This window comes from Streptomyces acidiscabies (assembly GCF_020010905.1).
GTDB classification, from domain to species: domain Bacteria; phylum Actinomycetota; class Actinomycetes; order Streptomycetales; family Streptomycetaceae; genus Streptomyces; species Streptomyces acidiscabies.
This window is the reverse complement of the sequence record NZ_JAGJBY010000001.1, coordinates 4,149,927-4,174,720: the sequence shown is the minus strand read 5'-3', so window position 1 is coordinate 4,174,720 and position 24,794 is coordinate 4,149,927. Positions and strand designations below refer to the sequence as shown.

General features: G+C 71.2%; 21 protein-coding genes. 9 read left to right on the top strand and 12 right to left on the bottom strand.

What is annotated here, in order from left to right:
• Nucleotides 1-31 precede the first annotated feature (31 nt).
• Nucleotides 32-547 carry a hypothetical protein gene (locus tag J8M50_RS19280; protein WP_010357213.1) on the top strand — a complete coding sequence of 172 codons (516 nt, stop codon included), beginning with the start codon at nucleotides 32-34 and terminating at the stop codon, nucleotides 545-547.
• A 40-nt stretch (nucleotides 548-587) separates the two neighbouring features.
• Here J8M50_RS19280 and J8M50_RS19275 read toward each other — a convergent pair whose 3' ends face one another.
• The 3 genes from J8M50_RS19275 to J8M50_RS19265 are packed head-to-tail and all read right to left on the bottom strand — an operon-like array spanning nucleotide 588 to nucleotide 4,336.
• Nucleotides 588-899 carry a protease inhibitor I42 family protein gene (locus J8M50_RS19275; protein WP_010357214.1) on the bottom strand — a complete coding sequence of 104 codons (312 nt, stop codon included), beginning with the start codon at nucleotides 897-899 and terminating at the stop codon, nucleotides 588-590.
• A gap of 14 nt (nucleotides 900-913) precedes the next feature.
• Entirely contained in the window at nucleotides 914-2,473 is a 1,560-nt protein-coding gene (locus J8M50_RS19270) for an alpha-L-fucosidase (RefSeq protein WP_010357215.1), read from the bottom strand.
• 9 nt (nucleotides 2,474-2,482) lie between these two features.
• Nucleotides 2,483-4,336, bottom strand: coding sequence for a glycoside hydrolase family 20 protein (locus tag J8M50_RS19265; RefSeq protein ID WP_029184303.1), 1,854 nt, complete (start codon nucleotides 4,334-4,336; stop codon nucleotides 2,483-2,485).
• Between the two features lie 180 nt (nucleotides 4,337-4,516).
• On the opposite strand from J8M50_RS19265, the gene J8M50_RS19260 reads away from it, so the two are divergent.
• Nucleotides 4,517-5,860: an amidase gene (locus J8M50_RS19260; RefSeq protein ID WP_010357217.1), complete on the top strand. Its 1,344-nt coding sequence runs from the start codon at nucleotides 4,517-4,519 to the stop codon at nucleotides 5,858-5,860.
• A gap of 167 nt (nucleotides 5,861-6,027) precedes the next feature.
• Here J8M50_RS19260 and J8M50_RS50400 read toward each other — a convergent pair.
• From J8M50_RS50400 to J8M50_RS19235, 4 genes are all read right to left on the bottom strand, one after another.
• Nucleotides 6,028-7,097, bottom strand: a protein-coding gene (locus J8M50_RS50400) for an IS630 family transposase (protein WP_422397533.1) whose coding sequence is annotated in 2 segments (ribosomal slippage) — nucleotides 6,028-6,611 and nucleotides 6,611-7,097 — 1,071 coding nt in all. Because the reading frame shifts where the segments join, the coding sequence is not laid out codon by codon here.
• A gap of 31 nt (nucleotides 7,098-7,128) precedes the next feature.
• Complete coding sequence (locus J8M50_RS19245; protein ID WP_010358274.1) at nucleotides 7,129-8,295, bottom strand: GDSL-type esterase/lipase family protein; 1,167 nt, start codon at nucleotides 8,293-8,295, stop codon at nucleotides 7,129-7,131.
• 323 nt (nucleotides 8,296-8,618) lie between these two features.
• On the bottom strand, nucleotides 8,619-9,197 hold the full coding sequence (locus tag J8M50_RS19240) for a TetR/AcrR family transcriptional regulator (protein WP_010358276.1): 579 nt from the start codon (nucleotides 9,195-9,197) through the stop codon (nucleotides 8,619-8,621).
• 149 nt (nucleotides 9,198-9,346) lie between these two features.
• Nucleotides 9,347-9,520: a hypothetical protein gene (locus tag J8M50_RS19235; protein ID WP_010358278.1), complete on the bottom strand. Its 174-nt coding sequence runs from the start codon at nucleotides 9,518-9,520 to the stop codon at nucleotides 9,347-9,349.
• Nucleotides 9,521-9,947: 427 nt separating this feature from the next.
• Between J8M50_RS19235 and J8M50_RS19230 the strand changes: the two genes are divergently transcribed.
• From J8M50_RS19230 to J8M50_RS19220, 3 genes are all read left to right on the top strand, one after another.
• On the top strand, nucleotides 9,948-10,394 hold the full coding sequence (locus tag J8M50_RS19230) for a hypothetical protein (RefSeq protein ID WP_010358280.1): 447 nt from the start codon (nucleotides 9,948-9,950) through the stop codon (nucleotides 10,392-10,394).
• A gap of 401 nt (nucleotides 10,395-10,795) precedes the next feature.
• The gene (locus tag J8M50_RS19225; protein WP_010358283.1) at nucleotides 10,796-11,539 is read left to right on the top strand and encodes an SDR family oxidoreductase; all 744 of its coding nucleotides are present in this window, start codon (nucleotides 10,796-10,798) and stop codon (nucleotides 11,537-11,539) included.
• 438 nt (nucleotides 11,540-11,977) lie between these two features.
• Nucleotides 11,978-12,997, top strand: a complete 1,020-nt coding sequence (locus J8M50_RS19220) for a trypsin-like serine protease (protein ID WP_010358284.1) — start codon at nucleotides 11,978-11,980, stop codon at nucleotides 12,995-12,997.
• Nucleotides 12,998-13,348: 351 nt separating this feature from the next.
• On the opposite strand, the gene J8M50_RS19215 is transcribed toward J8M50_RS19220, so the two are convergent.
• Nucleotides 13,349-14,302 carry a LysR family transcriptional regulator gene (locus J8M50_RS19215; RefSeq protein WP_010358288.1) on the bottom strand — a complete coding sequence of 318 codons (954 nt, stop codon included), beginning with the start codon at nucleotides 14,300-14,302 and terminating at the stop codon, nucleotides 13,349-13,351.
• A gap of 172 nt (nucleotides 14,303-14,474) precedes the next feature.
• Here J8M50_RS19215 and J8M50_RS19210 point away from each other — a divergent pair, with 172 nt between their 5' ends.
• Both J8M50_RS19210 and J8M50_RS19205 read left to right on the top strand, forming a co-directional pair.
• Nucleotides 14,475-15,584 (top strand): PrpF domain-containing protein, encoded by a 1,110-nt coding sequence (locus J8M50_RS19210; protein WP_010358290.1) that lies wholly within the window; start codon nucleotides 14,475-14,477, stop codon nucleotides 15,582-15,584.
• Between the two features lie 104 nt (nucleotides 15,585-15,688).
• Nucleotides 15,689-16,930, top strand: a complete 1,242-nt coding sequence (locus J8M50_RS19205) for an SLC13 family permease (protein ID WP_010358291.1) — start codon at nucleotides 15,689-15,691, stop codon at nucleotides 16,928-16,930.
• An 11-nt stretch (nucleotides 16,931-16,941) separates the two neighbouring features.
• Here J8M50_RS19205 and J8M50_RS19200 read toward each other — a convergent pair whose 3' ends face one another.
• From J8M50_RS19200 to J8M50_RS19185, 4 genes are all read right to left on the bottom strand, one after another.
• Nucleotides 16,942-17,985 (bottom strand): LLM class flavin-dependent oxidoreductase, encoded by a 1,044-nt coding sequence (locus tag J8M50_RS19200; RefSeq protein WP_029184417.1) that lies wholly within the window; start codon nucleotides 17,983-17,985, stop codon nucleotides 16,942-16,944.
• A 145-nt stretch (nucleotides 17,986-18,130) separates the two neighbouring features.
• The gene (locus J8M50_RS19195) at nucleotides 18,131-19,018 is read right to left on the bottom strand and encodes a carbohydrate ABC transporter permease (protein ID WP_010358293.1); all 888 of its coding nucleotides are present in this window, start codon (nucleotides 19,016-19,018) and stop codon (nucleotides 18,131-18,133) included.
• The gene (locus J8M50_RS19190) at nucleotides 19,018-19,863 is read right to left on the bottom strand and encodes a carbohydrate ABC transporter permease (protein WP_078481258.1); all 846 of its coding nucleotides are present in this window, start codon (nucleotides 19,861-19,863) and stop codon (nucleotides 19,018-19,020) included. Before J8M50_RS19190 ends, J8M50_RS19195 begins: the two co-directional genes overlap by 1 nt.
• A 41-nt stretch (nucleotides 19,864-19,904) precedes the next feature.
• Nucleotides 19,905-21,221, bottom strand: a complete 1,317-nt coding sequence (locus J8M50_RS19185) for an extracellular solute-binding protein (RefSeq protein WP_010358296.1) — start codon at nucleotides 21,219-21,221, stop codon at nucleotides 19,905-19,907.
• Nucleotides 21,222-21,413: 192 nt separating this feature from the next.
• On the opposite strand from J8M50_RS19185, the gene J8M50_RS19180 reads away from it, so the two are divergent.
• Both J8M50_RS19180 and J8M50_RS19175 read left to right on the top strand, forming a co-directional pair.
• Nucleotides 21,414-22,445, top strand: a complete 1,032-nt coding sequence (locus J8M50_RS19180; protein ID WP_010358298.1) for a LacI family DNA-binding transcriptional regulator — start codon at nucleotides 21,414-21,416, stop codon at nucleotides 22,443-22,445.
• Between the two features lie 23 nt (nucleotides 22,446-22,468).
• Nucleotides 22,469-24,775: a beta-xylosidase/alpha-l-arabinosidase gene (locus J8M50_RS19175; protein ID WP_010358299.1), complete on the top strand. Its 2,307-nt coding sequence runs from the start codon at nucleotides 22,469-22,471 to the stop codon at nucleotides 24,773-24,775.
• Nucleotides 24,776-24,794: the final 19 nt, after the last annotated feature.

Below are 24,794 nucleotides of genomic sequence, written 5' to 3'. Positions count from 1 at the left end.
GCCAGGCGCGACAGGAAACGGAGGGACGACGATGAGCCCGCAACGACAGGACACGCAGGCCGCGCCGAAGCAGCAGCCCGCGACGCAGAAGGTCCGCTCCTCGGCCGCCCAGGACGAGGCCGGGCGGCCCGCCCTGCTCCCGCCCGGCGTCGACGTCGGCCAGGCCGGCGGCGCGTCCGCCGGGTCCGGCAAGCCCGCCGGGGACGCCATGATCCAGCGGTTCGAGCAGACCGCCGCCGGTGAGGCACGGCCCACGGTCACACCCGAACTCCACGGCGACCTGCGGGCGTTCACGGCGGCGCAGGCCGCGACCGCGGTCACCGGGACCTGGACGCAGAACGTCGTCGTCGACGGCCTGTGGTCCATCAACCAGACCCGCAACGTCTACTTCCACGTCAAGGGCGGTGGCTGGAAGAAGATCTTCAACGCCACGGACTGGGCGTTCACGGCGCTGACGACCCTGGCGTCCCAGGCTCGCCAGACCAACCACGCGATCTCGTTCCGCGAGGAGGCGGACGGGATGGTGCACGAGATCTATCTCTGGTAGCGGGACGGGTCGAGCGCGGGTGGTACGCCCGGGTCGCCCGTCACACCACGGTGACCCGTAGCGCGTACTGCCCCGCGTTCTCCCCCTCCGCCTCCCACGACCGCCGGTACACCAGCTCCAGCCGCCCCTCCCCCGCCTTCTCGGCGCGCAGCCTGAGGACGCGGCTCCCCCCGGCCCCGACCAGCCCGGTCGGGGCCGACGCATGGTCGTCCCCGGTCACCTCAAGACCCTCGATGCCGGTGATCTCCCAGAGGTAGCCGGTCGACGGGTTCTCGGGCAGTTCCACGACGATGTCGTCACCGGCCCGCACCTGTACGAGGGAGTCCCGCGCCGACACCCGCACCTCACCCATGGGACCTCCCCAGCTCAGACCGCCGACCGGTACAGCCGGAACTCCGCGACCCGCACCGCCGCGACTCGCGCCCCCGTCACGCGGACCCGCCACTGCCGGGCCCGCACCGGCGCGGACAGCCGCAGGATACGGCTCGCCCCCATCGTCCCCGCCCGCGCGACCTGCGTCCACACGCCCCCGCGCAACGCCTCCACGACGAACGCCTCGACCTGCTGCCCCTCGCGGATGTCCTCGGCGAGCCTGATGCGGTCGACGTCGGTATCGGCGGGGAGTTCGACGGTGACCTGGTTCGGTGCGGATGTCGTACGGCCGTCCAGGGCCAGGTCGTACGGGAGTTCGCGGTCGGTCCGCTCGCGGAACTCGCGCAGCCGGGTGACGTCGGACGCGTGGAGCAGCCCCTCCGTGTCCGGCGGGACGTTGAGGAGCAGGACCGCTCCCCGGCCCACCGAGCCGAACCAGATCTCCGTCAGGTCGGCGACGGACTTGGGCTGTTGGTCCGCGTGGTAGAACCAGCCGTCACGGATCGACACGTCGCACTCGGCGGGCCACCACTGGAGGAAGCCGGTGTTCGGGCGGGCCCGCACCAGCGCGGTCCGGCTGCCCTGGTCGGCGGTGTCGTAGGAGAGGGCCCAGTCGGTGCGGCCGTACTGGTTCTCCTTGACCGGGATGACGTTCCACTCGTTCTCGCGGGCGAGCCCGGACTCGTTGCCGACCCAGCGGACGTCGGGGCCGGTGACGGCGATCGTCGCGTCCGGGGCCAGGTCGCGGACCAGGGTGTACCAGCTGTCCCAGTCGTAGCTCTCGACCTTGTCGGACGGGATGCGGCCCTGCGCGCCGTCGAACCAGACCTCGTCGACGGGGCCGTACTCGGTGAGCACTTCGTACAGGGTGTTGAGCATGTGGGCGCCGTAGTCGGTGGCGGGGAGCGTCCAGAAACGGGCGGGGGTGCGGTCGTCGTCGGCCGTGAGGGTCGGGATCGTGCGCGCGGTGCGGACACTGCCGTTGGCGTAGACGCCGTGGAGGTACTGGTTCTCGTCGGCGGGCGAGAGGTAGACGCCGACCTTGAGGCCGTACCGGCGCATGGAGTCGGCGAAGGAGCGCAGGACGTCGCCCCGGCCGCCCTGCCAACTGCTCGATGCCACCGAGTGGTTGGTGTAGCGGGACGGGTAGAGGACGAAGCCGTCGTGGTGCTTGACGGTGAGGATGGCGAGCTTGAAGCCGCCGTCTCTGAGCGCTCTGGCCCACTGGTCGGTGTCGAGGCGGGTGGGCTGGAAGACGTTCGGGTCCTCGTCGCCCGTCCCCCACTCCAGGCCGGTGAAGGTGTTCACGCCGAAGTGCAGGAACGCGGTCCGCTCCAGGCTCTGCCAGGCGATCTGCCGTGCGGTGGGGCGGAGTTGGGAGGCTTTGCGGACGAGGTCGGCTTCGGTGTCGGTGGGGAGGACGGGGATGCGGGAGAGGTCGGCGCGGAGGGGAGGGGCGGGGGAAGCGGGGGTCGCCGCGTTGGCTCCTGACGGCACCCCCGCCGCCACGACCGCGACGGCCGACGCGACGAACACACGGCGTGAGACAGGCATCGGCTCTCCTCAGCTCAACTGCCATACGGTGGGCGGCTGTTGGTCCGGCGGGTACTGCGCGAGGCGTCCGTCGGACGTCGCGCTGATCGTCATCCGGGTGATCGCGTTGACCAGCAGATAGCCGCCGGGGACGGGCTGGAGTTCCCAGCGCTGCACGGTGCTGCTCGCGTCGCAGGCCGCGCGGGTCGCGACAACTCCGGGCTGGAGCGGGGTGTTGAGGGTGAGCCTGCCGCCCCGGATGTCGAGGCAGCCGTCGGAGGCGCGGAGGGTGACGTATCCGTCGGCGGTGCGTGCGATGTCGTACGTCCCGTACGAGCGTCCGCCCGCGCCCAGCGTGTAGCGGCCGTTCGCGACCGGTACGCGCGTCAGGTCCCGCCGGCCGGGCGCGTGCCCAACTGCCGTGCCGCGTGCGGTGAATTGGTCGTACGTGGCGTCGGGGTGGGGGTCGCCCCACGTGGCCTGCGCGAGGTGGCGCAGGGCGGGCCAGAGGCCGGTGGCGACCTCGTTCTCCGTCTCGCCGCGTCCGTTGTCGGGCCAGAGGCTGATCTTCGCGCCGACGATGCCGTTGCTCGACGCGACCTTCTCGCCCTCGAAGCTGCGCGGGTCCCAACTCTGGTCGTAGAGACCGGCGGTGTCGGAGTGGAAGCCGCCGCGGATCAGGTAGAGGGCGTAGGCGGCGTTCAGCAACGGGTAGCCCTGGGCGATGAGTTGGCTCGGTTTCACGGCGACGTTCAGCCAGTGCTCGACCGTTGTGCCGGGGGCGACCGGGACGGTGTTCGCGCCGGTGAGGCCGTCGTTCCAGATGCGGAGCTGCTTGCCCTTGGTGGCGGCGTACGCCTGGACGCGGTTCACGAAGTCGACGAAGGCGTCCTGGGGCGTGGCGTTCGCGCCGTACTTCTGGCGGGCGTAGGCCAGGATCTGCGGGTACTTGGCGAAGTCGGAGCCGAGCATGTACTCGTCGGCGCCCATGTGCCAGGCGTGGGCGGGGAAGACCTCGGCGTACTCGTCGATCAGGCTCGTGTAGTAGGTGAACGCCGCCTGCTGGGTGACGTCGAGGCGGGCGGGCTGCTTCACGCCGCTGGAGTCGGTGAGCTGGAGGTCGGGGCGGTTCTCGATCCAAGGGTCCATGTGGCCCGGGGAGTTGATCTCCGGGATGATCTCGACGTGGTAGCGCTCACCAAGGGCGACCAGGCGCCGGATCTCGTCCTTGGAGTAGTAGCCCCAGGTGTTGGCCTCGGGGTGCGCGTCGCTCTTCACCTTGATTTCCAGGAGGAGTTGGTTGAGCTTGTGGTAGCTCATCTCCCGGATGAGGTTCTCCAGCCAGGGCAGGGAGATGTGGATGTAGCAGGCGCAGACGCCGACCCCGCGCTCCGGGTAGCGGGGTGTGTCGACGGTCCGGCCGCCGGGCAACTGGTCGCCCTGCGCGAGGAGTTGGAGGATTGTTCGGGTGCCGTGGAAGGCGCCGGTCTCGGTGGCGCCGGTCACCGCGAGGGTGTCGCCGGAGCGCAGCTCGTAGCCCTCGGCGCCGAGAGCCGTACGGGCCGGGTCGACGTCGATGACGACATCCCCGGCGTGCGCCGCACCGTCGACGACCGGGACGGTGCCGTGTCCGGCGTCGCGCAGGTCGTCGGCGAGGACGGTGGCGACGCGGTGTTCGGCCGGGGTGTCGGCGATCAGGCGGGTGGCGGTGCCGTAGGTGTAACTCCCGGGCTCCGGCGTCCAGTTGGTGAGCGCCGGCACGGTGGCCGGTGGCTGTGCGGCGGTCGACGCCGTTGCCGGGAGCGGCGCCGCGAAGAGGAGGAGGGCCGCGGTCGCGGCACCAAGGATCTGACGACAAGCCCGCATGCAAGGCCCCCAGGTCATCGGATGTATCGAATGGTCGGGCCGCGAGAGTTGGCTGTCAATGGGGCAGGAGGTGCCCGATTGATCGGATGGGACGTGAGCTGCTCCGGAGGCGGTTCCGAGCCGGTTCCGGGAAGATCTCGACGTGCACGCATCACGGGAGGCAGAGTTCTCCCACACCCCGCACCCCGAGGAGCGCCCGTGACCAGTTGGGTCGGCCGGACCGCCGCAGAGATCGCCGCCGCCGTCCGTGAGAAGCGGGCCACCCCGCGTGAGGTCGTCGCCGAGCATCTGGACCGGATCGAGCGGCTCGACGGGGCTGTGGGGGCGTTCCGGGTCGTCCGCAAGGAGGCCGCGCTCACCGAGGCGCATGAGCTTGCGGCGCGCGGGGATCTGGCCGAACTGCCGCTCGCCGGTGTGCCGTTGGCCGTCAAGGACAACCTTGCTGTGCGGGGTGAGTCCATGCGGGTCGGGTCTGCCGCCACGCCCGATACGCCGTCCGCCGAGGACCATGTCACCGTCGCTCGGCTGCGGGCCGCCGGGGCGATCGTGGTGGGGCTCACCAATGTGCCCGAGCTGTGTGTCTTCGGTACTACCGAGGGGGTGCACGGGGTCTCCCGCAACCCCTGGGATCTCTCCCGTACCGCCGGTGGGTCCTCCGGGGGGAGTGCCGCCGCTGTTGCCGCCGGGATGGTGCCGATCGCCCTTGGCAATGACGGCATGGGGTCTCTGCGGATTCCGGCCGCGAACTGTGGGCTCGTCACCATCAAGCCTGGGCACGGGCTCGTTCCCGCCGGTATCGGGGACGGGGACTGGTTCGGGCTTTCCGAGAACGGGCCCCTTGCGACCACGGTCGGCGATGCTCGGCTCATGTTGTCCGTCCTCGCCGATGAGGAGGTTGCTCGGCCCGAGTCTCCTGGGTTTCTGCGGGTTGCCGTGTCTGTGCGGAGTCCTGTTGCCGGTACGCCTGTCAGTGAGCCGTACGTTGTCGCTGCGCGGGAGGCTGCTCGGGCGTTGAGCGGGGCGGGGCATCGGGTGCGGCGTGCTGATCCGCCGTATCCGGTGTCGTTGGCTACGACCTCTTTGGCTTACTGGACCGCCGGGACCGCTGTTGATGCGCAGCCGCTTGATCCTCGGTTGTTGGTTCGGCGGACTCGGGTTCATGCGGCTGTGGGGCGGCGGTTTCTGGGTTCCGTTCGTAAGGGGGTGGCTCGGGAGGCGTTGCGGGGGCGGTTCGAGCCGTTCTTTGCCGAGTACGACGTGTTGGTGACCCCCGCGCTTGCTCGGCGCGCGCCCAAGTCTGTGGCCTGGCATGAGCGGGGGTGGGTGCGGAATCTCCTCGTCAACTCCAGTTACTCGCCGTTTACGCCGGCCTGGAATTTGGCGGGGTGGCCTGCGATGGCTGTGCCGTTGGGAACGCATCCCTCCGGGGTGCCGACCGGGGTTCAACTGGTCGGCAAGCCGGGGAGTGAGGGGCAGTTGTTGCGGCTGGCGGAGCAGTTGGAGGAGTTGAGGCCTTGGCCTCGGACTGCGCCTATGGAATAGGGGGGTGCTGTGGTGGGGCGGGTGCGGGCTCGTTGGAGCTGGTCGCGCCCACGCGGCGGCAGCCGCAAATCAAACACAGCCCCGCGCCCCTAAAAGACGAGCGTCTCGCCGTTTAGATCGACAGGAACTCGTCCTTTCCCAGAGCTAGAGATCTTTAATGGCTGAGGTTACGGCGGTTGGGGGTCGAGGCCGGTCTTGGCGATGAGGCCGTCGATGAGACCGGGTCGGTACTGCATCTGTTTGAGTCGGCTCTTCACCAGCGTGGTGAGCTGTTCGAGGCTGTGTCTGGTGAGGTTGGCCAGGGACCTCTTCAGGTGCGACCACACGCCTTCGACCGGGTTGAACTCCGGGGCATAGGGCGGCAGCTGGTAGACGGTCAGCCATGACCGTGCGGCGATGAGTCGTCGCATGGTGTGGCTGACGTGCGTGTTCAAATTGTCCCAGACCAAGACGATGGGGCCGCCGAGCTGCTGGTGCGCGGCATCCAGCAGCCGGGCGTAGTCGGTCTCGGTGAAGCCCTTGCGCCGGCCTTTGGCAGGGCCGTGGTCCAGGTGGATGCGGTAGATCAGCCGTGGCCGACGGCCGTCTTTGGTGCAGATCAGCGCCGCGATCGAGACCCGTTTGGTGCCCGCGGCGGTGACCTTCACGACCGGGGTGCGGCCTCGACGGCCCCATGTGCGGCCTTTGGGCGGCCTCAGGCCCTGTCCTGCCTCGTCCTCGAAACAGAGCCAGGCGCCCAGGTCCGCCGCCTTCTTTTTATGACGGGCCACTGCTCGTCCTTCCAGGCGGCGATCCTCGGTTCGTCCCGCTCGGCGGCTCTGCGGGCCGGGATCTGCACGCTCCAGCCGATCCGGTGCAGCAGCAGGTCGAGCCCGGCCAGGGTGTACTCGGCACCGAACCGGCGGCGCACGATCTCGGCGATCCTCGCCAGCGTCCAGCACTGGTCACTCCAGCCGTACGCGGCCGGACCGGCTTCCAGCACCGTCTCCAGGGCCCGTAACTGACCGGTATCCAGCTTGCAGCGGGCACCACCCGGCCCCTTGGAGACCAGGGCCTGGCGACCGCCCGCGGCCAGTGCCCGCCGCCAGCGGTTCGCCGACATCCGCGTCACCCTGAACCGTCGGGCCACCTCCCCGTCACCAGCTCCCGCCTCGATCAGATCGGCTGCCGCGAGCCGGACTTGCTCGCGTCGAGCCCGCTCCTCGGCCGTCAGCCCACCGCCATCGGAATACCTCATCCCTCCGGCATAGCGCAGCCCACGGCAGACGTCACGACCCGACGTAACCCCCACCATTAAAGATCTCTAGTTCGGCGAAGCGTTCGCCCATCCTCCTGTGCGTCTCCGTGTCCGGGTGCAGGTCGTCCGGTAGGGGCAAGTCCTTGTCCTGTGGGCCGTATAGCTCTCGGCCGTCCAGGTACGCCAACTTGTCGTCCTCCTGCGCCCGTTCGCCTACTATCCGCTCCAGTGCCTCCCTCATCGTCACCAGTGTCAAGCGGCCCCTTGCCGCCTCCTCCGGGTCTCCCGTTGCCAGGAACTTCAGTTTGCCCTCCGCGAACGCCTTCGTGTCCAGGGCTCCTGGGCCCGGGGTTGTTTCGTGGATGGGGCAGTGGATCGGGGAGATCACCAGGAGCGGCGTGTTGGGGTGGCCGTCTCTGATTGTGTCCAGGAAGCCGTGGACCGCTGGGCCGAAGGCTCGCATGCGCATCGCGTCCACGTTTGCGATGTTGATGCCGATCTTCAGGGTGATCAGGTCGGCGGGGGTGTCTCGGATTGCTCGGGCCGTGAATTGGTCCAGCATCGCGCTGCCGCCGAAGCCGAGGTTGAGGAGGTCGATGTTGCCGAGGCGGGCTGCTACTGCGGGCCAGATCGCCGTGGGGCTCGCCGCGTCTGTGCCGTGGCTGATCGAGCTGCCGTGGTGGAGCCAGAGTTTGCGGGTGGAGGGGGTCGCCGGTTCGATGGGGGCGTTCGTGCGGAGGGTGCGGAGTTCGGTTTTCTGGGCGTACGGGAGCCAGATCTCGATGTTCTTGGGGCGGTCGGGGAGGTCCGTGAAGCGGACGGTTCCTGGTGGGCCCTCGGTGAATTCCGTGGCGCCGGTGACCATGTCGATCGTTAGTGTGTGGCCGCCGGTCGCGGCTGCCTGAGCCGTCAACTCGCCGTCCACGACGAGGTCGTAGCGCGCGGGCGGGCGGGGCGGGGCGGCGGCGTACACCCGGTTCGTGGGGACGACCTCCAGCTCGATCTCGGTCGCGCTCGTGCGGAACACGACGCGTACGCCGGAGGGTTGGACCTCTACGGCCGCGAGCTGGGGGTCGGTGTTCTGGGCGCGGGCCCGGGGCGGCAGGCGGTGCGGGATCAGGCCGCCGTCCGGGGTGGGTTCGAGGTCGAGGGCGCCGCGTATCAGGTCGGCGGTGACGGGGGTTTCGTACTGCGGCACGGTCAACCTTCTTCGCGGGTGGGTCGGTTGGGGCGGCGTGGTCTATCGCCGCTGCCGGTCGGCCAGTTGAGGCGGTACGGCGGCATGGCCGGTCTCCGTCGCCGGTCTGTCGGCTGTGTCAGCACAGCGGTGCGGTCGATCGCCGCTGCCGGTCGGCCAGTTGAGGCGGTACGGCGGCATGGGCGATCCTCGCTGCCAGGCGGCCAGCCGTATCGGCACAGCAGCGTGGTCGATCGCCGCTGCCAGGCGGCCAGTTGGGGCGGCGCAGCGGCATGGTCGGGCAACTTCGCCGGTCAGGCGGGCGTGTTGGTGCAGTCATCCGCTCAACCGCCCTCGCCGCTCGGCCAGTTGCGCAGCAGCGCGTCCAGGCCGTCGAGGATGCGGAGCCAGCTCGTCTCGCCGTCGGGCTGGCTGTGGGCGAATCCGCCGGCCTCCTCCAGGCTGACGTATCCGTGCATGACGCTGCCGATGAGGCGTACGGCGTGGGTCTCGTCGGGTTCCGTGAGGGCGTAGCCGCGCAGGATCGCTCGGGTCATCCGGGAGTGCCGTACGCCGGCGCTCGCGGCGGCCGTCTCGGGGTCCAGGCGGAAGCGCGCGGCGGTGTAGCGGCCGGGGTGGGCGCGGGCGTAGTCGCGGTACACGTTCGCGAACGCGACGAGCGCGTCCTTGCCGGAGCGGCCCGCTAGGGCGTCGGCGGCTCGGTCGGCGAGTTCCTCCAGGGCGAGCAGGGCGATGCCTGTCTTCAGGTCCTGGGAGTTCTTGACGTGCGCGTACAGGCTCGCGACCCGTACGTCGAAGTGGCGGGCGAGCGCGGAGAGGGTGACGTTCTCGAAGCCGGCCTCGTCGGCGAGGTCCGCGCCCGCGAGGATCAGCCGGTCGGGGGTGAGTCCCACGCGCGCCATCGTCGTACCCCTTCTGCACCTGGCATGCCTGGAGCAGCACGCCTGAAGGGATTATGGGCTTGCCTAAAGCCTTTAGGCAAGTGACGAAGGGGACCCTCGTACTACAGGGGGAGCATGGGCGTGAAGGGGGGCACGCCCATGCGGTCGTATCAGTCGACGCTGGGGAGGATGTGCGGCTCGGCCAGGTCGTCCTCGTAGCCCGCGAGACGGATGGGGGCCGAGTGCGCCCACACGTCCAGGCTGCCGAGTTCTCCGGGCCTGCGGCCCGAGCTCTCCGTACGTTCCTTCGGGGGCTGTTCGAGGTTCGTCTTCTCCGGTGTCACCGCGCACTCCTTATGTGTCGGGTCACCCTCGGGGCGTGCCGACCACTGTACGGTCCGGCGTCTGACGCACCCTCGGGTCTTGCTCGAATGCAGCTCGGACGCGGTGGCGCCGGCAACTCCTGGGAGAGCGGGCCGTGATGACCGGCCAGCCCCACGGCGGACGATGGGATCCCGGTACTGCTGTCCGCCGAGCCCTAGAGTAACCAAATGAGCGGGGGTCCGCTCGATAGCGCTGAAAATTTGACGTAACGATGGGACGTCACCCCGATGTCATCCCTCGTCGGTTGACGCCGGGAAGCTCTTCGCAGTTCACCCGTTCGGCGTACCCCGCAGGTCTCGCCGCGCAGTTCAGGTGCCGTTGGCTCGGGCGCAAGGTCGCCATGCTGTGCTGGCTCGCGCACCGGCTGTCTCGCGGGAGGACCGACGGATGGAGCTGCGCAGCGTGGAGGAGCTGATGGATCTGCTGTACGCCTGCAAAGGGGTGCGGGAGACCGGGAGTACGCGCATCAGGGACGCCGGTGTCGATCTCCACGACCACGCCCTGCGGACCGCCGCGCTGCTGCGCCGCACCCGCCCCGCCGACAAGGAACTCCAGCTCGCGGGCCTGGTCCAGCCGGTCGGCCGCCTCCTGCGCCCCACCGACCCCGCACACCGCGCCGCCGACGCCGTACGCCCCCTGCTCGGCCCGCGCGTCGCCGCGCTCCTGCGCCACCACCCCTGGACCGGCCACCACACGGACGACGACCTCGCACGCCTCTCGCATGCCGCGGAGGAGGCGCGGTCCGCCGGGTTCGACGCGGGGGTGTTGGAGGACTGGCGGACGGTTCTGCACCTTGTCGCCGGGCGCAACTCGCCGTTGGGGGCGGTGGATTGAGGGGTGGCGCTGACGCGGGAGCGGGGCGACGCGGGAGCGGGGCGACGCGGGAGCGGGGCGACGCGGGAGCGGGGCGACGCGGGAGCGGGGCGACGCGGGAGCGGGGCGACGCGGGAGCGGGGCGACGCGGGAGCGGGGCGACGCGGGAGCGGGGCGACGCGGGAGCGGGGCGACGCGGGAGCGGGGCGACGCGGGTTGTCGGCCGGTCGTGTGGCGCCGACTTGTTCCGGCGTCGGACGTAACTTCCCTCCGGAGGACGCCGGTTGGCCGGACAGGGGCGGCCCGGGTCCGGCATCGCCTGGTGCCGGTGGCCTGTGTCGCGGCTCCCGCTTAGTCCCGTGTCCAGCTCAACTCCCCGTCAAGCACTGTTAACTGATGGTCCATCATGAGACTGTGCGGCGATGCCCTCCTCTCCCTCCCCCGGCCGCGTCGCCCTCGTCACCGGTGCCACCCGCGGCATCGGGCTCGCCGTCGCCCGTGCGCTCGCTGCGTCCGGTGCGCGGGTCTGTGTCACCGCCCGCGACCCCGCCGAGGTCCGCCTTACCGCCGACTCCCTCGACGCGGTCGGTCTCCCCGGCGATCTCGCCGACCCCGGTCTCCCCGCGCGGCTGGTCTCCCTCGCCCTGCGCGAGTACGGGCGCCTCGACGTCCTCGTCAACAACGCCGCCACCAACCAGCCCCTCGGCCCCCTCATGAACGCCGACCCCGCGCAGTGGGCCCGTGCCTTCGCCGTCAACGTCGAAGCGCCCTTGCGGCTCACGCAGTGCGCCTGGCGGGAGTGGATGCGCGAGCACGGCGGCACCGTCGTCAACATCTGCACGGAGGGCGCGACCCACGTGGGGGCCGGCGTCGGGGCGTACAGCGTCAGCAAGGCTGCGCTCCTGCGGCTGACCCAGCAACTCGCGGGCGAACTGGGGCCGGGGGTACGGGTGAACTCCGTCTCCCCCGGCCTGACCCGCACCGAGATGGCACGGTTCGCCTGGGAGAAGGGGACGGCGGAGGGGCTCCCGCTGGGCCGCTTCGGGGAGCCCGAGGACGTCGCGAAGGCGGTGATGTGGCTGGTGTCGGAGGAGGCGGGGTGGGTCACGGGGGCGGATCTGGTGGTGGACGGGGGGACACGGGTACGGAGGGCGCGGACGTCCTGATGGGGCCGGGCGCGGGGGCATGGGGTTCCTCGCGGGCTCGGACACGAAAGCACGGGGCTCCCTGACGGGCTGGAGGACGGAGACCTCTTGACGGGAGCACGGGGCTCCTGACGGGCTCGGGCATGAAAGCACGGGGCTCCTGACCGGCCGGAGGGCGGAGACCTCTTGACCGGCGCGAGGCCCTCGCGGACTCGGGGCAGGCGGCCAGGAATCCCCTGACGGCGCGTGGGCAACTCCGGCAGCGGCGAGGCGAGTTCGCGTCGGGCGTCGGGCGTCGGGCGTCGGGCGTCGGGCGTCGGGCGTCGGGCGTCGGGCGTCGGGGCAGCCATACCCCGTCCGGCGCCGCCGTGCTCTTCGGCCGAAGCCCCTCTACCCACCCCCACCCCCGGCCCGGCACACTGAGGACGCCGCGCCACGCACGTCCTCAGGGAGCCTCCCGTGATCCGAGCACAGCGCTTCGCCGTCCGACGTACGTGGTTACTCGCCTCCGTGCTGAGCCTGTTCGCGGTGACCGGCCTCGGGGTGACGAACGCGGGCGCGGCCACCAGCTCCGTACCCGGCACGGCCACCGCTCCCCCGGCCCACGCCACCAGCTCCGCACCCAGCACAGCCACCGCTTCCCCCGTCCGCGCCGCCTCCGCCATATCCGGCACAGCCGCCGCTTCCCCCGCCCGCGCCACCACCGCCATACCCGGCACAGCCGCCACTACCCCGGCCCACGCCACCACCACCGTCCAGGCCCTCGACGTAGCCGGTACCGCCTGGGTCCCCGATCCCCGTACCGGACAGCTCCACGTCCTCGCCGACCCCACCGTCACCGCCCCGGACCTGGCCCGCATCCAGCGCGCCACCGGCCGTTCCGCGAGCGTCGAGCGGCTCGGCGGGCCGCTGCGGACGCTCCTGTCCGGCGGCGACGGCATCTACACGTCCGCCTGGCGCTGCTCGGTGGGTGTCAACGTGCAGGCAGGGACCGCGTACTACTTCATCACCGCAGGTCACTGCACCGACGGCACATCCACCTGGTACACCGACGCCGCCGGAAGCACCGTGGCCGGCACCACCGTCAGCACCCGCTTCCCCGTCGACGACTTCGGCATCGTCCGCTACACGAACACGTCCGTCCCCCACCCCGGCACCATCGGCACCGTCGACATCACCGGCGCCGCGACCGCGTACGTCGGCGAGAGCGTCTGCCACCGGGGAGGCGTCAGCGGCGTGCACTGCGGCCGGGTCACCGGGCTGAACGCGACCGTCAACTACGGCAGCGGCGACGTCGTGTCCGGCCTGATCCAGACCAACATCTGCGCCGAGCCCGGCGACAGCGGCGGCCCGCTCTACGCCGGCGACAAGGTCCTCGGGATCATCTCCGGCGGCTCGGGGAACTGCACCTCGGGAGGAACGACGTACTACCAGCCGATCCAGGAGGCGTTGAACGCGTACGGGGTGTCGGTCTACTGAGGGGACACCGCACCGGAAAGCCGTAACCGCGCCCGGCGACCCAGGCGTTCCCGCCCCCTCTTGTCGCCGCCCTCTTGCCGCCACCCCCTTGCCTCCCCCCTGTCGCCGTCCCTGGCCGCCGCCTCCTTACCGCCGCGCCTTGCCGTTCCCCCCCTCGCCGCCACCCCCTCGCCGCCACCCCCTTGCCACCGCGCCTCCTTGTCGCCGCCCTTGCCGCCACCCCCTTGTCGCCGCCCCCTGTCGCCACCCCTTGTCTCCACCCCCTTGCCGCTACCCCTTGTCTCCATCCCCTTGCCGCCACCCCGCCGCCAGGTGCCCCGGCATACAGCCGATCAGCAGCCCGGCCGCCCCTCAGCCCCTGCGAACCGCCCCCAGCTGAGCCCTGTCCAGATCCGGCGCCGTAAACCTCTGCGCCACCGCCCGCAGCACCCGAGCCATCGCCTGAGCCGGCGGCGTCGCCGGACGGGCCCTCGCGCGGGCCAGGAGGATACGGCGGGTCGGCGCCGGGGCATCCGCCGCGAGCGGCAGGAGCCGTACGTCGCTGCGGCGGCTCGTCAGCGCCAGGCGCGGCGCGAGCGCGATGCCGAGACCGGCCGCGACCATCGCCTGGGCCTCCTGATAGTCGTGCGAGGAGTAGGCGATACGCGGCTCGAACCCCGCCCGGCGGCAACTGCGGCGCAGGACGTCCGCGACGGGATGGTTGTCGGCGCGGATGATCCACTCCTGGTCGGCGAGGTCGGCGAGGCGTACCGAGGGGTGGGTGCGCAAGGGGGAATCCGCGGGGACGACCAGCACCGTCGGATCGTCCAGCAGGTGCGTGAGGGCCAGCGCCGGATCGTCGAGGCGGTTCCACTCGTAGTCCCACAGCAGCCCCTGCTCGACCTCGCCGGTGTGCAGCATCTCCCGCAGCTCCGCGAGGACACCCGCACGCACCTCGATGCGGATACCGGCGTGGCGGCGGCGGAAGCGGGTGAGCGCCAGCGGCAGCAGGGACGCGCTCGCCGTGGGGAACGAACCGAGCCGCAGGGTGCCTTGGTCGAGGGCCGTGAAGGAGTCCAAGTCGGCCTGCGCGGCGCGGAGTTCGCGGCGGATGGCCCGGCCCCGCTCGGCGAGGGCGGCACCCGCCGGAGTGGGCCGGATCCCGCGCGGCAGCCGCTCGACGAGGGGCTGGCCCGCCTCCTGCTCCAGCAAGGACATCTGCTGGGAGGCGGCGGAGGTCGTCATCCCGAGGGCCTCCGCCGCAGCGGTGAGCGAACCGCGCTCGGCGGCCTCGGCGAGGAGCAGCAGGCGGCGCACGTTGAGCATGCCGACGACTTTAGCTGAGCTAAACCCTGGTGAAGCGAACTGCGATTGTTCCGAAGTCGTCCCTCTGCGAAGGTCTCCGCAATCGCCGAGCGGTTCACCGGCACGCAACACCGCCGTAACCGCCGCCGCGATCCCCTTCCCTCCCTCCACCGCTTCAGGAAGAGTCTCCGACGTGCACATTCCCGCGACCCTGGTGCGTGGCGGCACGAGCAAGTGCTGGCTGTTCAACCAGGTCGACGTCCCCGCCGACCGCGCCGACCTCGAACGGCTGCTGGTCTCCGCGTACGGCGCCACCGACCCCGTCGAGCTGGACGGGGTGGGCGGGGCGACCCCCACCACGTCGAAGGCCGCCGTGGTCGGCGTCTCGCCCGAGCCCGGCGTCGACGTCGACTACCTGTTCGCCCAGGTCGGGATCGGGACGGGCACGGTGGAGTGGACGAGCAACTGCGGCAACTGCGCCACCGGCGTCGCCCTGTACGCGGTGAGCAAGGGACTGGTTCCGGTCACCGGCGATCAGACGCGCGTGGTGATGCGCAACACCAACACGGGCGCGGTCCTCGAAGGGCTCGTCGACACCCTCGGGGGCGTCGTGCACCACTTCGGCCGCCAGACGGTGCCCGGCACCCGGGCCGGCGGGGTCGCGGTCGGCCTCACCTTCCGCGATCCGGCAGGCGCGCTGCTGCCCACCGGGCACGCCGTCCAGGATCTGCCGGTCGGCGAGGAGCCGGTGCGCGTGAGCATGGTGACGGCGGGCGCGCCGGTCGTCCTCGTCGACGCCGTACGGGCCGGGCGCACCGGCGCCGAGTCGCTGGAGCGGGTGGGCGCGGACGTGCCCTGGCTGCGGGCCGTCCGTCATGCCGCCGCGCCGCTGATGGGGCTGCTCGCGCCGGGTGCGGAACCCGGGGACGCGGTGCCCAAGGTGGGGCTGGTCGGGCCGCCGGTGCCGTACACGACGACCCTCGGGGACGCGGTCGGTGCCGGGAAGTACGACGTGTCGGTGCGGATGCTCAGCATGAACGCGCCGCACCCCGCGATCGGGCTGACCTCCGCCGTCGCCGTCGCGGCGGCCGGGCTGCTCGACGGGTCCGTGGTCTCGGGGGTCACCGGCGGACCTACCTCCGAGTGGCTGCGGCTCGGCACGCCCGCCGGTGTCGTCGCGGTGCGCTGCACCGACGTACAGCAGGACGGCGTGCCGCGCCGGATCACCGTGCAGCGGGCGGCGCGGCTGCTCGCCGACGCGCGCATCTACGTACCGGACACCGGCCGCTCCCGAGCTGCCTGAGCCGCCACGAACGTCACCTCGGTCGGGCCGGTCCCCAGCGGCCCGTACCTCGACACCCGCATGTCCCGTTCCCCACCGCACCAAGGACAAAGATGTCTGCTGAAGTGATCTCCGTAGGAGCCCTGCTGGTGATGTTCGTGGTCGGCACCGTGCTGCCGATCAACCTGGGCATCCTCGCCTTCGTCGCCACCTTCACGGTCGGGACGGCCTCGCTCGGCCTCACCGAGGACGAGATCTTCGACGGGTTCCCGGCGAAGCTCTTCGTCACCATCGTCGGTGTCACCTATCTGTTCTCCGTCGCCCGCCGCAACGGCACCATCGACTGGCTCGTCGCGGCCGGGGTACGGCTGGTGCGGGGCAAGGTGCAGCTCATCCCCTGGGTGCTGTTCCTGGTGGCCGCGCTGCTGACGGCGTTCGGCACGTTCACGCCGGCCGCGGTCGCGATCCTCGCGCCGATCGGCATGAACTTCGCCCACCGCTACCGGCTCAACCCGCTGGTCGTCGGGATGATGGTGATCAGCGGCGGGCACGCGGGCGCGTTCTCCCCGCTGGCCGTCTCCGGGGCGCTGGTCCTCGGCCTCGTCGACAAGACCGAACTGCACGTCTCCGCCGTGACGTTGTTCGGCGCGAGCTTCGCCATCAACCTGGTGCTGGCGATCCTCACCTATGTGCTGCTCGCCAAGCGTCCGGCGCCGCTGCTCGAAGAGGACGCGGAGCACGCCGGTGACGAGGATCTCGACATATCCGCCAGACCGGACTGGCGGCAGTGGCTCACCCTCGCCTCGCTGGCCGGACTCGTCATCGGCGCGCTCGGCTTCCACCTGGAGATCGGCTTCCTCGCGCTGGCCGCCGGCACGCTGCTCGCCCTCGTGGACATGAAGCGGCAGGAGAAGGCCGTGGACGGGATCAGCTGGTCCACGCTGCTGCTGGTCGCGGGCATGATGACGTACATCGCGATGCTGGAGAAGGCCGGCGTCATCGACAACATCTCCGAGCACGCCGCGAATCTGGGGGCGCCGCTCCTCGTCGCGCTGCTGCTGTGCTTCACCGTCGCCATCACCTCCGCGTTCGCCTCCTCGACGGCGATCCTGACCGCGATCATCCCCATCGCCGTCCCGCTGCTGCTCTCCAGCCACCTCAGCGCCGCCGGGCTGATCGCCGCGCTCGCCGTCTCCACGACGATCGTCGACACGTCCCCCTTCTCCACCAACGGGGCGCTCGTCCTCAGCAACGCGCGCGGCGTGGACCCCCGGCGCTTCTACCGGCAGGTCATCAGCTACACCGGGGCGATCGTCGCCTTCGGGCCCATCGTGGCCTGGGGTGCGCTGGTGCTGCCCTGGTCGTAGTCCTCAGGCGCTCAGACCAGGAGTCCGGCGAGCCGGGCCATCTCTGCGGGCGGGTCGATCACCGGCTGGATCAACAGGTCGGTGACGCCCGCCCGTTCGAGCGCGGTGATACGGGTACGGAGGTCGTCGCGGGTGCCGACCAGGGCCAGCGTGTTCATCAGTTCCGGGAGGATCAGGTCCCGGTCCTGCGGGGCGATGCGGCCGAGGTAGCCCGGGTACAGCTTGGTGTACCGGTCCGGCGCGGTGGCTGTGGTGCCGCGCCGGTCGAGGAGTTTCCGTACCGCTTCGCGTACTTCGGGGCCGAGTCGGTCCGCCATCGCCGGGGTGTCGGCGGCGAAGTCCAGCAGGGACAGGACGAGGTGCCCGGTCGCGTCCCGGGCGGCGTCGCTGTCGGGGGCCTCGCCGTCGGTCAGCAGGTGGAGGGCAGTGACGGCGTACGCGTGGGGGGTGTCCGGCGTGGGGTGGGCCGCTCGGCTGCGGGCCTCGTGCAGGGCGTGCCAGCCGGCGGGGTCGAGCAGGCCGAAGGAGATGAGCCCCGCGCCACGGCGTCCGGCGACGGCGGCGGCTTTCGGGCCGTGCAGGGCGGCGACGGCGAACTCGATGGCGTCGGCGGTGTTCACCTGCTGCCCGGCGTGCAGGAACCGGATCTCGCGGACCCGGTCGCCCTCGCGGTACGTGGTCGGGCGTCCGGCGCACAGCTCTTGCAGAGCGGCGGTGAAGTCCTCCAGTACGGCCGCCGTCGTGGGCGGCATCCCCAGCGTCCGCCGGGCCGTGTTCCCCGTGCCGACCCCGCAGATGATCCGGCCCGGGGCGAGGGCGTTGAGACTGGCGAAGGCGCTGGCCGAGGCGGGCGCCGACCGCAGGGCCGGGGAGGTCACGCCGACACCGAGCCGGATCCGCCGGGTGGCCTTCGCACACAGGGCCAGGGCGACGAAGGGGTCCCCGTGCACCATCGGCGTATCGTTCACCCAGAAACTGCGCAGCCCCAACTCCTCGGCCCGCACGGCAAGTTCCTCCACACCGGCCTGAGCGGCAACCACGACACCTGCACGCACAGAACCTCCAGAACACGGGAACCGAGCCGGACGCACCCATCCTGTCAGGCCGACGAATGCCCCGCCTCGACTCCCTCCCGTAGGGGACGGGGGCGGCCCACCGGAGAACACCGGTGAGCCGCCCTGACGGCCTTCCCCTTACTTCTTACTTCCCGAACCCCGCCGTCATCCCCCCGATGAGCTGCCGGCGCCCCACCACATACAGGGCGAGGATCGGCAGTGTGGAGAGGACCACCGCCGCCAGGACCGCCGGGACGTTGATCGTGAATTCGCCCTGGAAGCTCCAGACGAAGAGCGGGAGGACTCGTTTGTCGGGGCTCTGGGTGAGGATCAGGGGGAAGAGGAAGCCGTTCCAGACGTTGAGCGCGTCGTAGATGGTGACGGTGATGAGAGCCGGGCGGGACAGCGGCAGGGCCAGGCTCCACAGCATGCGCCAGTGCCCGGCCCCGTCGGCGCGCATCGACTCGTACAGCTCGTCGGGTATGTCCCGCAGGAAGTTGACGAGGATGACCACCGTGAGGGGGATCGCGAAGGCCGCCGAGGGGAGGGCGATCGCGGGCAGGGTGTCGTACATGTTCGCCTTGGCGATCAGGTAGTACACGGGGATGATCGTCGCCTGGAGGGGGATCGCGAGGCCGAGCAGGAAGACGCTGAACGCCCAGCGCAGGGCGCGTCCGGTGCCGCGCACGATGGCGTAGGCGGCGAGGAAGGACACCGACAGTGTGAGCGCGGTGGCGCCGGTCGTGACGAGGACGCTGTTGAGGAGGTAGTGGGTGAAGCCGTTGTCGAGGACCTGGCGGTAGTTGTCCAGGGTCGGGTCCGTCGGGACGGCGAGGGGGTTGGCCTCGAAGAAGCCTTCGCGGGTGCGCAGGCTGGTGACGACGACCCAGTACACGGGGACGAGGACGACGACCAGCCAGAGCAGACCGCCCAGCGCGCCCAGCGGGTTGGTGCGGCGCAGCCGGGAGAAGCGGCCCGGCGGCGGCCCGGCGGAGATCTTCACAGAAGACGGAGCATCGGTGAGGAGAGTCATCACGCACCTGCCTGCTGGCTGCGCATCCGGCTGAAGCCGGAGAACCGGACGAGGGCGAGGGAGAGCAGGAGGCCGGCCGCGACGAGGACCACGGAGACGGCGCTGGCGAGGCCCATGTCGTTGCTCTGGAAGCCGGTGATGTACATGTCGAGCGGGAGGAGCCGGGTCGCGTAGCCGGGGCCGCCGCCGGTGAGCACGAACACGAGGTCGAAGTAGGTGAGCGAGCCGACGGTCATGAGCGTCGAGGACGTGACGACGGTGTAGCGCAGCTGGGGCAGGGTGATGTGCCAAAACTGCTTGACGCGCCCGGCGCCGTCGATCGAGGCGGCCTCGTACAGCGAGGCGGGGATCTGGCGGGCCCCGGCCTGGTAGAGCAGCGTGTGGAACGGCACGAACTGCCAGCTGATGGCGAACACCACGGCGTAGAAGGCGAGTTCGGGGTCGCCCAGCCAGTTCTGGTCGAGCAGGGACAGGCCGAGGGAGGCGCCGAGGCCGAAGTTGGGGTCGAGGAGGTTCTTGAAGATGACGGCGATGGCGGCCGTGGAGATGAGCATCGGGACGAAGTAGAAGACGGCGAGCAGGGCCCGGTAGCGCTGTTTCCCGGCGACGAAGACGCCGAGCAGGAGGCTGATCGGGGTCTGTACGGCCCAGCTGATCACCATCATCTTGAGGGTGAGCCACAGCGCGTGGCGGGTGACGTCGCTGGTGAGGGCCGTGTGCCAGTTGTCGAGGCCGGTCCAGGCGGGGGTGCCGAGGCCGTCCCAGCGGGTGAAGCTGAGGTAGACGACGATCGCCATCGGCGCGAGGGCGAACAGCGTGAACAGGAGCAGCGCGGGCAGCGCCATCGCGAACGGCGGTCCGCCGTCCCGCCGGGTGGCCGTGGTGCTCACTTCGCCGCCGCCTCGTCCATGGCGGCGCAGAACTTCCGCGCGTCGAGCTGGCCCAGGAAGAGCTGGTCGAGGCGGGTGAGGAGTTCGTTGCCGAGTTCCGGGGACAGCGCCTGGTCCCAGGAGAGCTGGAAGTTCTTCGCGTCGCGGGTGAGGCCGTAGACGTACGACACCCAGTCCGCGTTGTCGGCGGTCTTGAGCTTGGCGTCGAGGTCCTTGACGGGCGGGACGTCGCCGTTCTTGAGGAGGCTGTCTATGTAGGTGTCGTTGTAGACGCCGTCCTTGAGGTACGCCACGGCGGTCTTCTTCTCCTTGGCGTCGGCCTGCGCGGACACGGAGAAGAAGTTGGCCGGGTTGCCGACGATGTTCGTGGCGTCGCCCTTGCCGCCGGTGACGGCGGGGAAGGCCGTCCAGCCGAGGTGGCCCTCGGAGACGAACTTCGGCGAGCCGGTGTTCATGGTGCCGAAGGCCCAGCTGCCCTGGAGGATCATCGCGGCCTTGCCGGTGTAGAGCTGGGCCTCGGCCTGTCCGGTGTCGGCGGTGACGGAGGTGAAGCCCTTGGCGAAGCCGCCCGCGTCCACCAGGTCCCTGATCAGCTGCGCGGCTTTGAGGACCGCCGGCTGGGACCAGGCGCCCTTCTTCCCGGCGGCGATGTCCGCGAAGGCCTCGGGGCCGCCGACGCGGTCGACGAGGTACTCCAGCCACATCAGGTCGGGCCATTTGGAGGCGCCGCCCATGGCGAGGGGGGCGATGCCCTGCGCCTTGAGCTTCGCGACGGCGGTCAGCAGGTCGTCCCAGGTCTTCGGGGGCTGTACGCCGGCCTTCGCGAACAGCTGCTTGTTGTAGTAGAGGACCACGGGCTGGACGCCGTTGACGGGGACGCCGTAGGTCTTGCCGTCGAAGGTGGTGGACTTCAGGACGGTGGGGAAGAGGCGGTCCTTCCACGCCGGGTTCTGGTCCAGGTCGGGGGTGAGGTCGGCGACCTTGCCCGCGTCCACGTAGTTCTTGAGGACGCCGCCGCCCCAGTTCTCAAACAGGACAGGGCCGTTGCCGGCGCCGACGGCCGTACGCAGTTTCTGCTTGTAGGGGTCGTTCTGGAAGAACTGGTAGTCGACCTTGCTGTCGGGGTGGGTCTTGTTCCACTCGGTGGCGGAGGCCCGGAAGGTCGTCTCGGAGCCCTGGGTCAGCGCCCAGGCGAGGGCGCCGCCGCCGGAGCCGCCGGCTGTGGTCCGGCCGCCGCTGCCGCAGGCGGAGACGGTCAGGGCCAGGGCCGCCGTGGTCACGGCCAGGGTGGTGCGGAGAGTTCGGACGGTCATCGTTGAGCTCCTTCGGCTCTCCAGGGGGCCCGAGCGAAACTTTTCGAAACCCCTGCGCTGCATCGCCGATAAATTAGGGGGGCGTTTTCGCCGGGTCAAGGTGTCGGCGTCGTAAATATTCATGCGGAGGACACCTCTGGACCGGGCCGAAAGCTTGCGCTAACGTCCCCGTAAGTCTTCGAAAGGACCAGCATGGCGAAGAGAGCCGTCGAGCGGAGCCGGACCACGCTGACCGGCGTCGCCGAAGCGGCCGGGGTGTCGGTGGCCACCGTGTCGAAGGTGGTCAACGGCCGTAGCGACGTGTCGCCGGAGACCCGCGCGCGCGTCGAGCGGCTCCTCGTCGAGCACGACTACGTCGCCCGGGGGCCCGGCGGGGCGCAGTCCCCCGTCCGGATCGTCGACCTCACCTTCGACCGGCTGGTCAACCCCAACAACCTGGTGATCACCCAGGGGGTCACCGAGGCGGCTGCTGAGGCGGGTGTCGACGTCGTGATCGGTACGGCGCCCGACGACCCGCTCGGCGCCGCCTGGGCCCGGCGGATCACGGGCGCGGGCCGGGAGGGCGTCATCCTCGTGACGTCCGAACTGACCGCGCGGCAGCGGGCCCAGTTCGCGCAGGCGGAGATCCCGCTGGTGCTGATCGACCCGATGAACGTCCCCGACGACAGCGTGCCGAGCATCGGCGCCAGTAACTTCAGCGGCGGCATGGCCGCCACCGAGCACCTGCTGAAGCTCGGCCACCGACGTATCGCGATGATCGAGGGCACGCACGACGCCCTGTGCAACACCGCACGCCTGCACGGCTACCAGGCCGCCCTCACCGGCGCCGGCCTCACCCCGGACCCCGCCCTCATCAAGCGGGGCGACTTCCGCTTCGCCCCCGCCCACCAGGCGGCGCTGGAGCTGTTCGCGCTGCCCGACCCGCCGACGGCCGTGTTCGCCGCCAACGACCTCGCGGCGTTCGGCGTCATCGAGGCCGCCCGTGTCCACGGCCTGCGCGTGCCGCAGGACGTCAGCGTCGTCGGCTTCGACGACACCGCCGCCGCCTCGACCTCGGCGCCGCCCCTCACCACCGTCCGCCAGCCCTTCGCCGAGATCGGGCGGGCCGCCCTGCGCACCCTGCTGCGGCTGGCGGCCGGTGAACCTCTCGACAGCCACCGCGTGGAGCTGGCCACCCAGCTCGTCGTGCGGTCCTCCACAGCGCCGCCGCCCGTCCGCTCCTGAACTCCCACCTCAAGGACGCACCCATGACCACTCCTTGGGCCGATCCGGCCTGCCCGCGTGACGACAGGGTCGAGGCCCTCCTCGCGGAGATGACCCTGGAGGAGAAGCTCGCCCAGCTCGGCAGTGCCTGGCCCGGCGTCGAGCACGTCAGCGGCAATGTCGCCCCGATGCAGGACGTCTTCGCCCGCCACACCGACTTCGCCGACGCCCGCAAGAACGGCCTCGGCCACCTCACCCGCCCGTTCGGCACCAAGCCGGTGGAACCGGCCGAGGGCGCCCGCCTGCTCGCCGCCACGCAGCGGGAGCTGATGGCGGGCACCCGGCTCGGCATCCCCGCCCTCGCGCACGAGGAGTGCCTGACCGGGTTCACCACCTACCGCGCCACCGTCTTCCCGGCCGCCCTCGCCTGGGCCGCCGCCTTCGACCCCGCCCTCGTCGAGCGCATGGCCCGCGCCATCGGCACGAGCATGCGGCGCGTCGGCGTCCACCAGGGCCTCTCCCCCGTCCTGGACGTCGTGCGCGACTACCGCTGGGGCCGCGTGGAGGAGACCCTCGGTGAGGACCCGTACCTCGTCGCGACGACCGGCACCGCCTACGTACGCGGTCTGGAGTCCGCCGGGATCATCGCCACCCTCAAGCACTTCGCCGGGTACTCGGCGTCCAAGGCCGCCCGCAACCACGCCCCCGTCTCGATGGGCCCGCGCGAGTTCGCCGACGTGATCCTGCCGCCGTTCGAGACCGCGCTCCGCGAGGGCGGCGCCCGCTCGGTGATGAACTCCTACGCCGACGTCGACGGCATGCCCGCCGGCGCCGACGCCGGGCTGCTCACCGGACTCCTGCGCGAGGAGTGGGGGTTCGAGGGAACGGTCGTCTCCGACTACTGGTCGGTGGCGTTCCTCCGGACGACGCACCACATCGCGGCCACCGACGGCGAGGCAGGCGCCCGCGCCCTGGCCGCCGGCATCGACGTCGAACTCCCGGACACCCTCTGCTACGGCGATCCCCTCGCCGACCTCGTCCGCTCCGGCGCCGTCCCCGAGGACCTCGTCGACCGCGCCGTACGCCGCGTCCTGCGGCAGAAGGCCGACCTCGGGCTCCTCGACGCCGGGTACACGCCGGACGTCGGCCTCGACGAACCCATCGACCTCGACCCGCCCGCGCACCGCGCGCTCGCCCGCCAACTCGCCGAGCGGAGCGTCGTCCTGCTCGACAACCATGACGGCCTGCTGCCCCTGGCCCCCGGCACCGCGTCCGTCGCCCTGGTCGGGCCGAGCGCCGACGACCCCAACGCGTTCTTCGGCTGCTACTCCTTCCCCAACCACGTCCTGCCCCACCACCCCGGCCACGGCAACGGCATCGAGACGCCGACCCTGCTGGACGCCCTCGCCCGCGAACTGCCCACCGTCCGCATCGCGTACGAACAGGGCTGCCCGGTCAAGGACATCGACCGCACGGGCATAGCGGCGGCCGTCGAGCAGGCCGAGCGGGCGGACGTCTGCATTGCCGTCGTCGGCGACCTCGCCGGGCTCTTCGGCCGGGGGACGTCCGGCGAGGGCTGCGACGTGGAGGATCTCGCGCTCCCCGGCGTCCAGGGCGAACTCGTCGAGGCGCTCCTGGCCACCGGCACGCCCGTCGTCCTCCTCGTCGTCTCCGGGCGGCCCTACGCGCTCGGCGCGTACACCGGCCGCGCGGCGGCGATCGTGCAGGCGTTCTTCCCCGGCGAGGAGGGCGGGCCCGCCCTCGCGGGCGTCCTCTCCGGCCGCGTCACCCCGTCGGGCAAGCTTCCCGTGCAGGTGCCGCGTACGGCGGGCGGCCAGCCCGGCACCTATCTGCACGCGCCCCTCGGCGGCAACAGCCGGGGCGTCAGCAACCTCGATCCCACGCCCGCCTACCCCTTCGGGCACGGGCTGTCGTACACGGAGTTCGCCTACGCGGGACTCACCCTCGGCGCCGCCGAGATACCGACCGACGGCGAGGTCGAGATCAGCTGCCTCGTCCGCAACACCGGCGACCTTGAGGGGACCGAAGTGGTCCAGCTCTACACCGCCGACCCGGTCGCCCAACTCCCCCGGCCCGTCACCCAGTTGACCGGCTTCGCCCGCGTCGCCCTCGCGCCCGGCCAGGAACGCCGGGTCACCTTCCGCCTGCACACCGACCGCCTCGCCTACACCGGCCCCGCCATGCACCGCATCGTGGAACCCGGCGAGATCACCGTCATGCTGGGCGCCTCCAGCGCCGACATCCGCCTCACCGGAACCCTCCGGCTCACCGGGCCCGTACGCCGCGCCGGTCACGACCGGGTGCTCAGCACACCAGCCACGATCGGCTGAGCGAGGCGTCCGGCCCCGC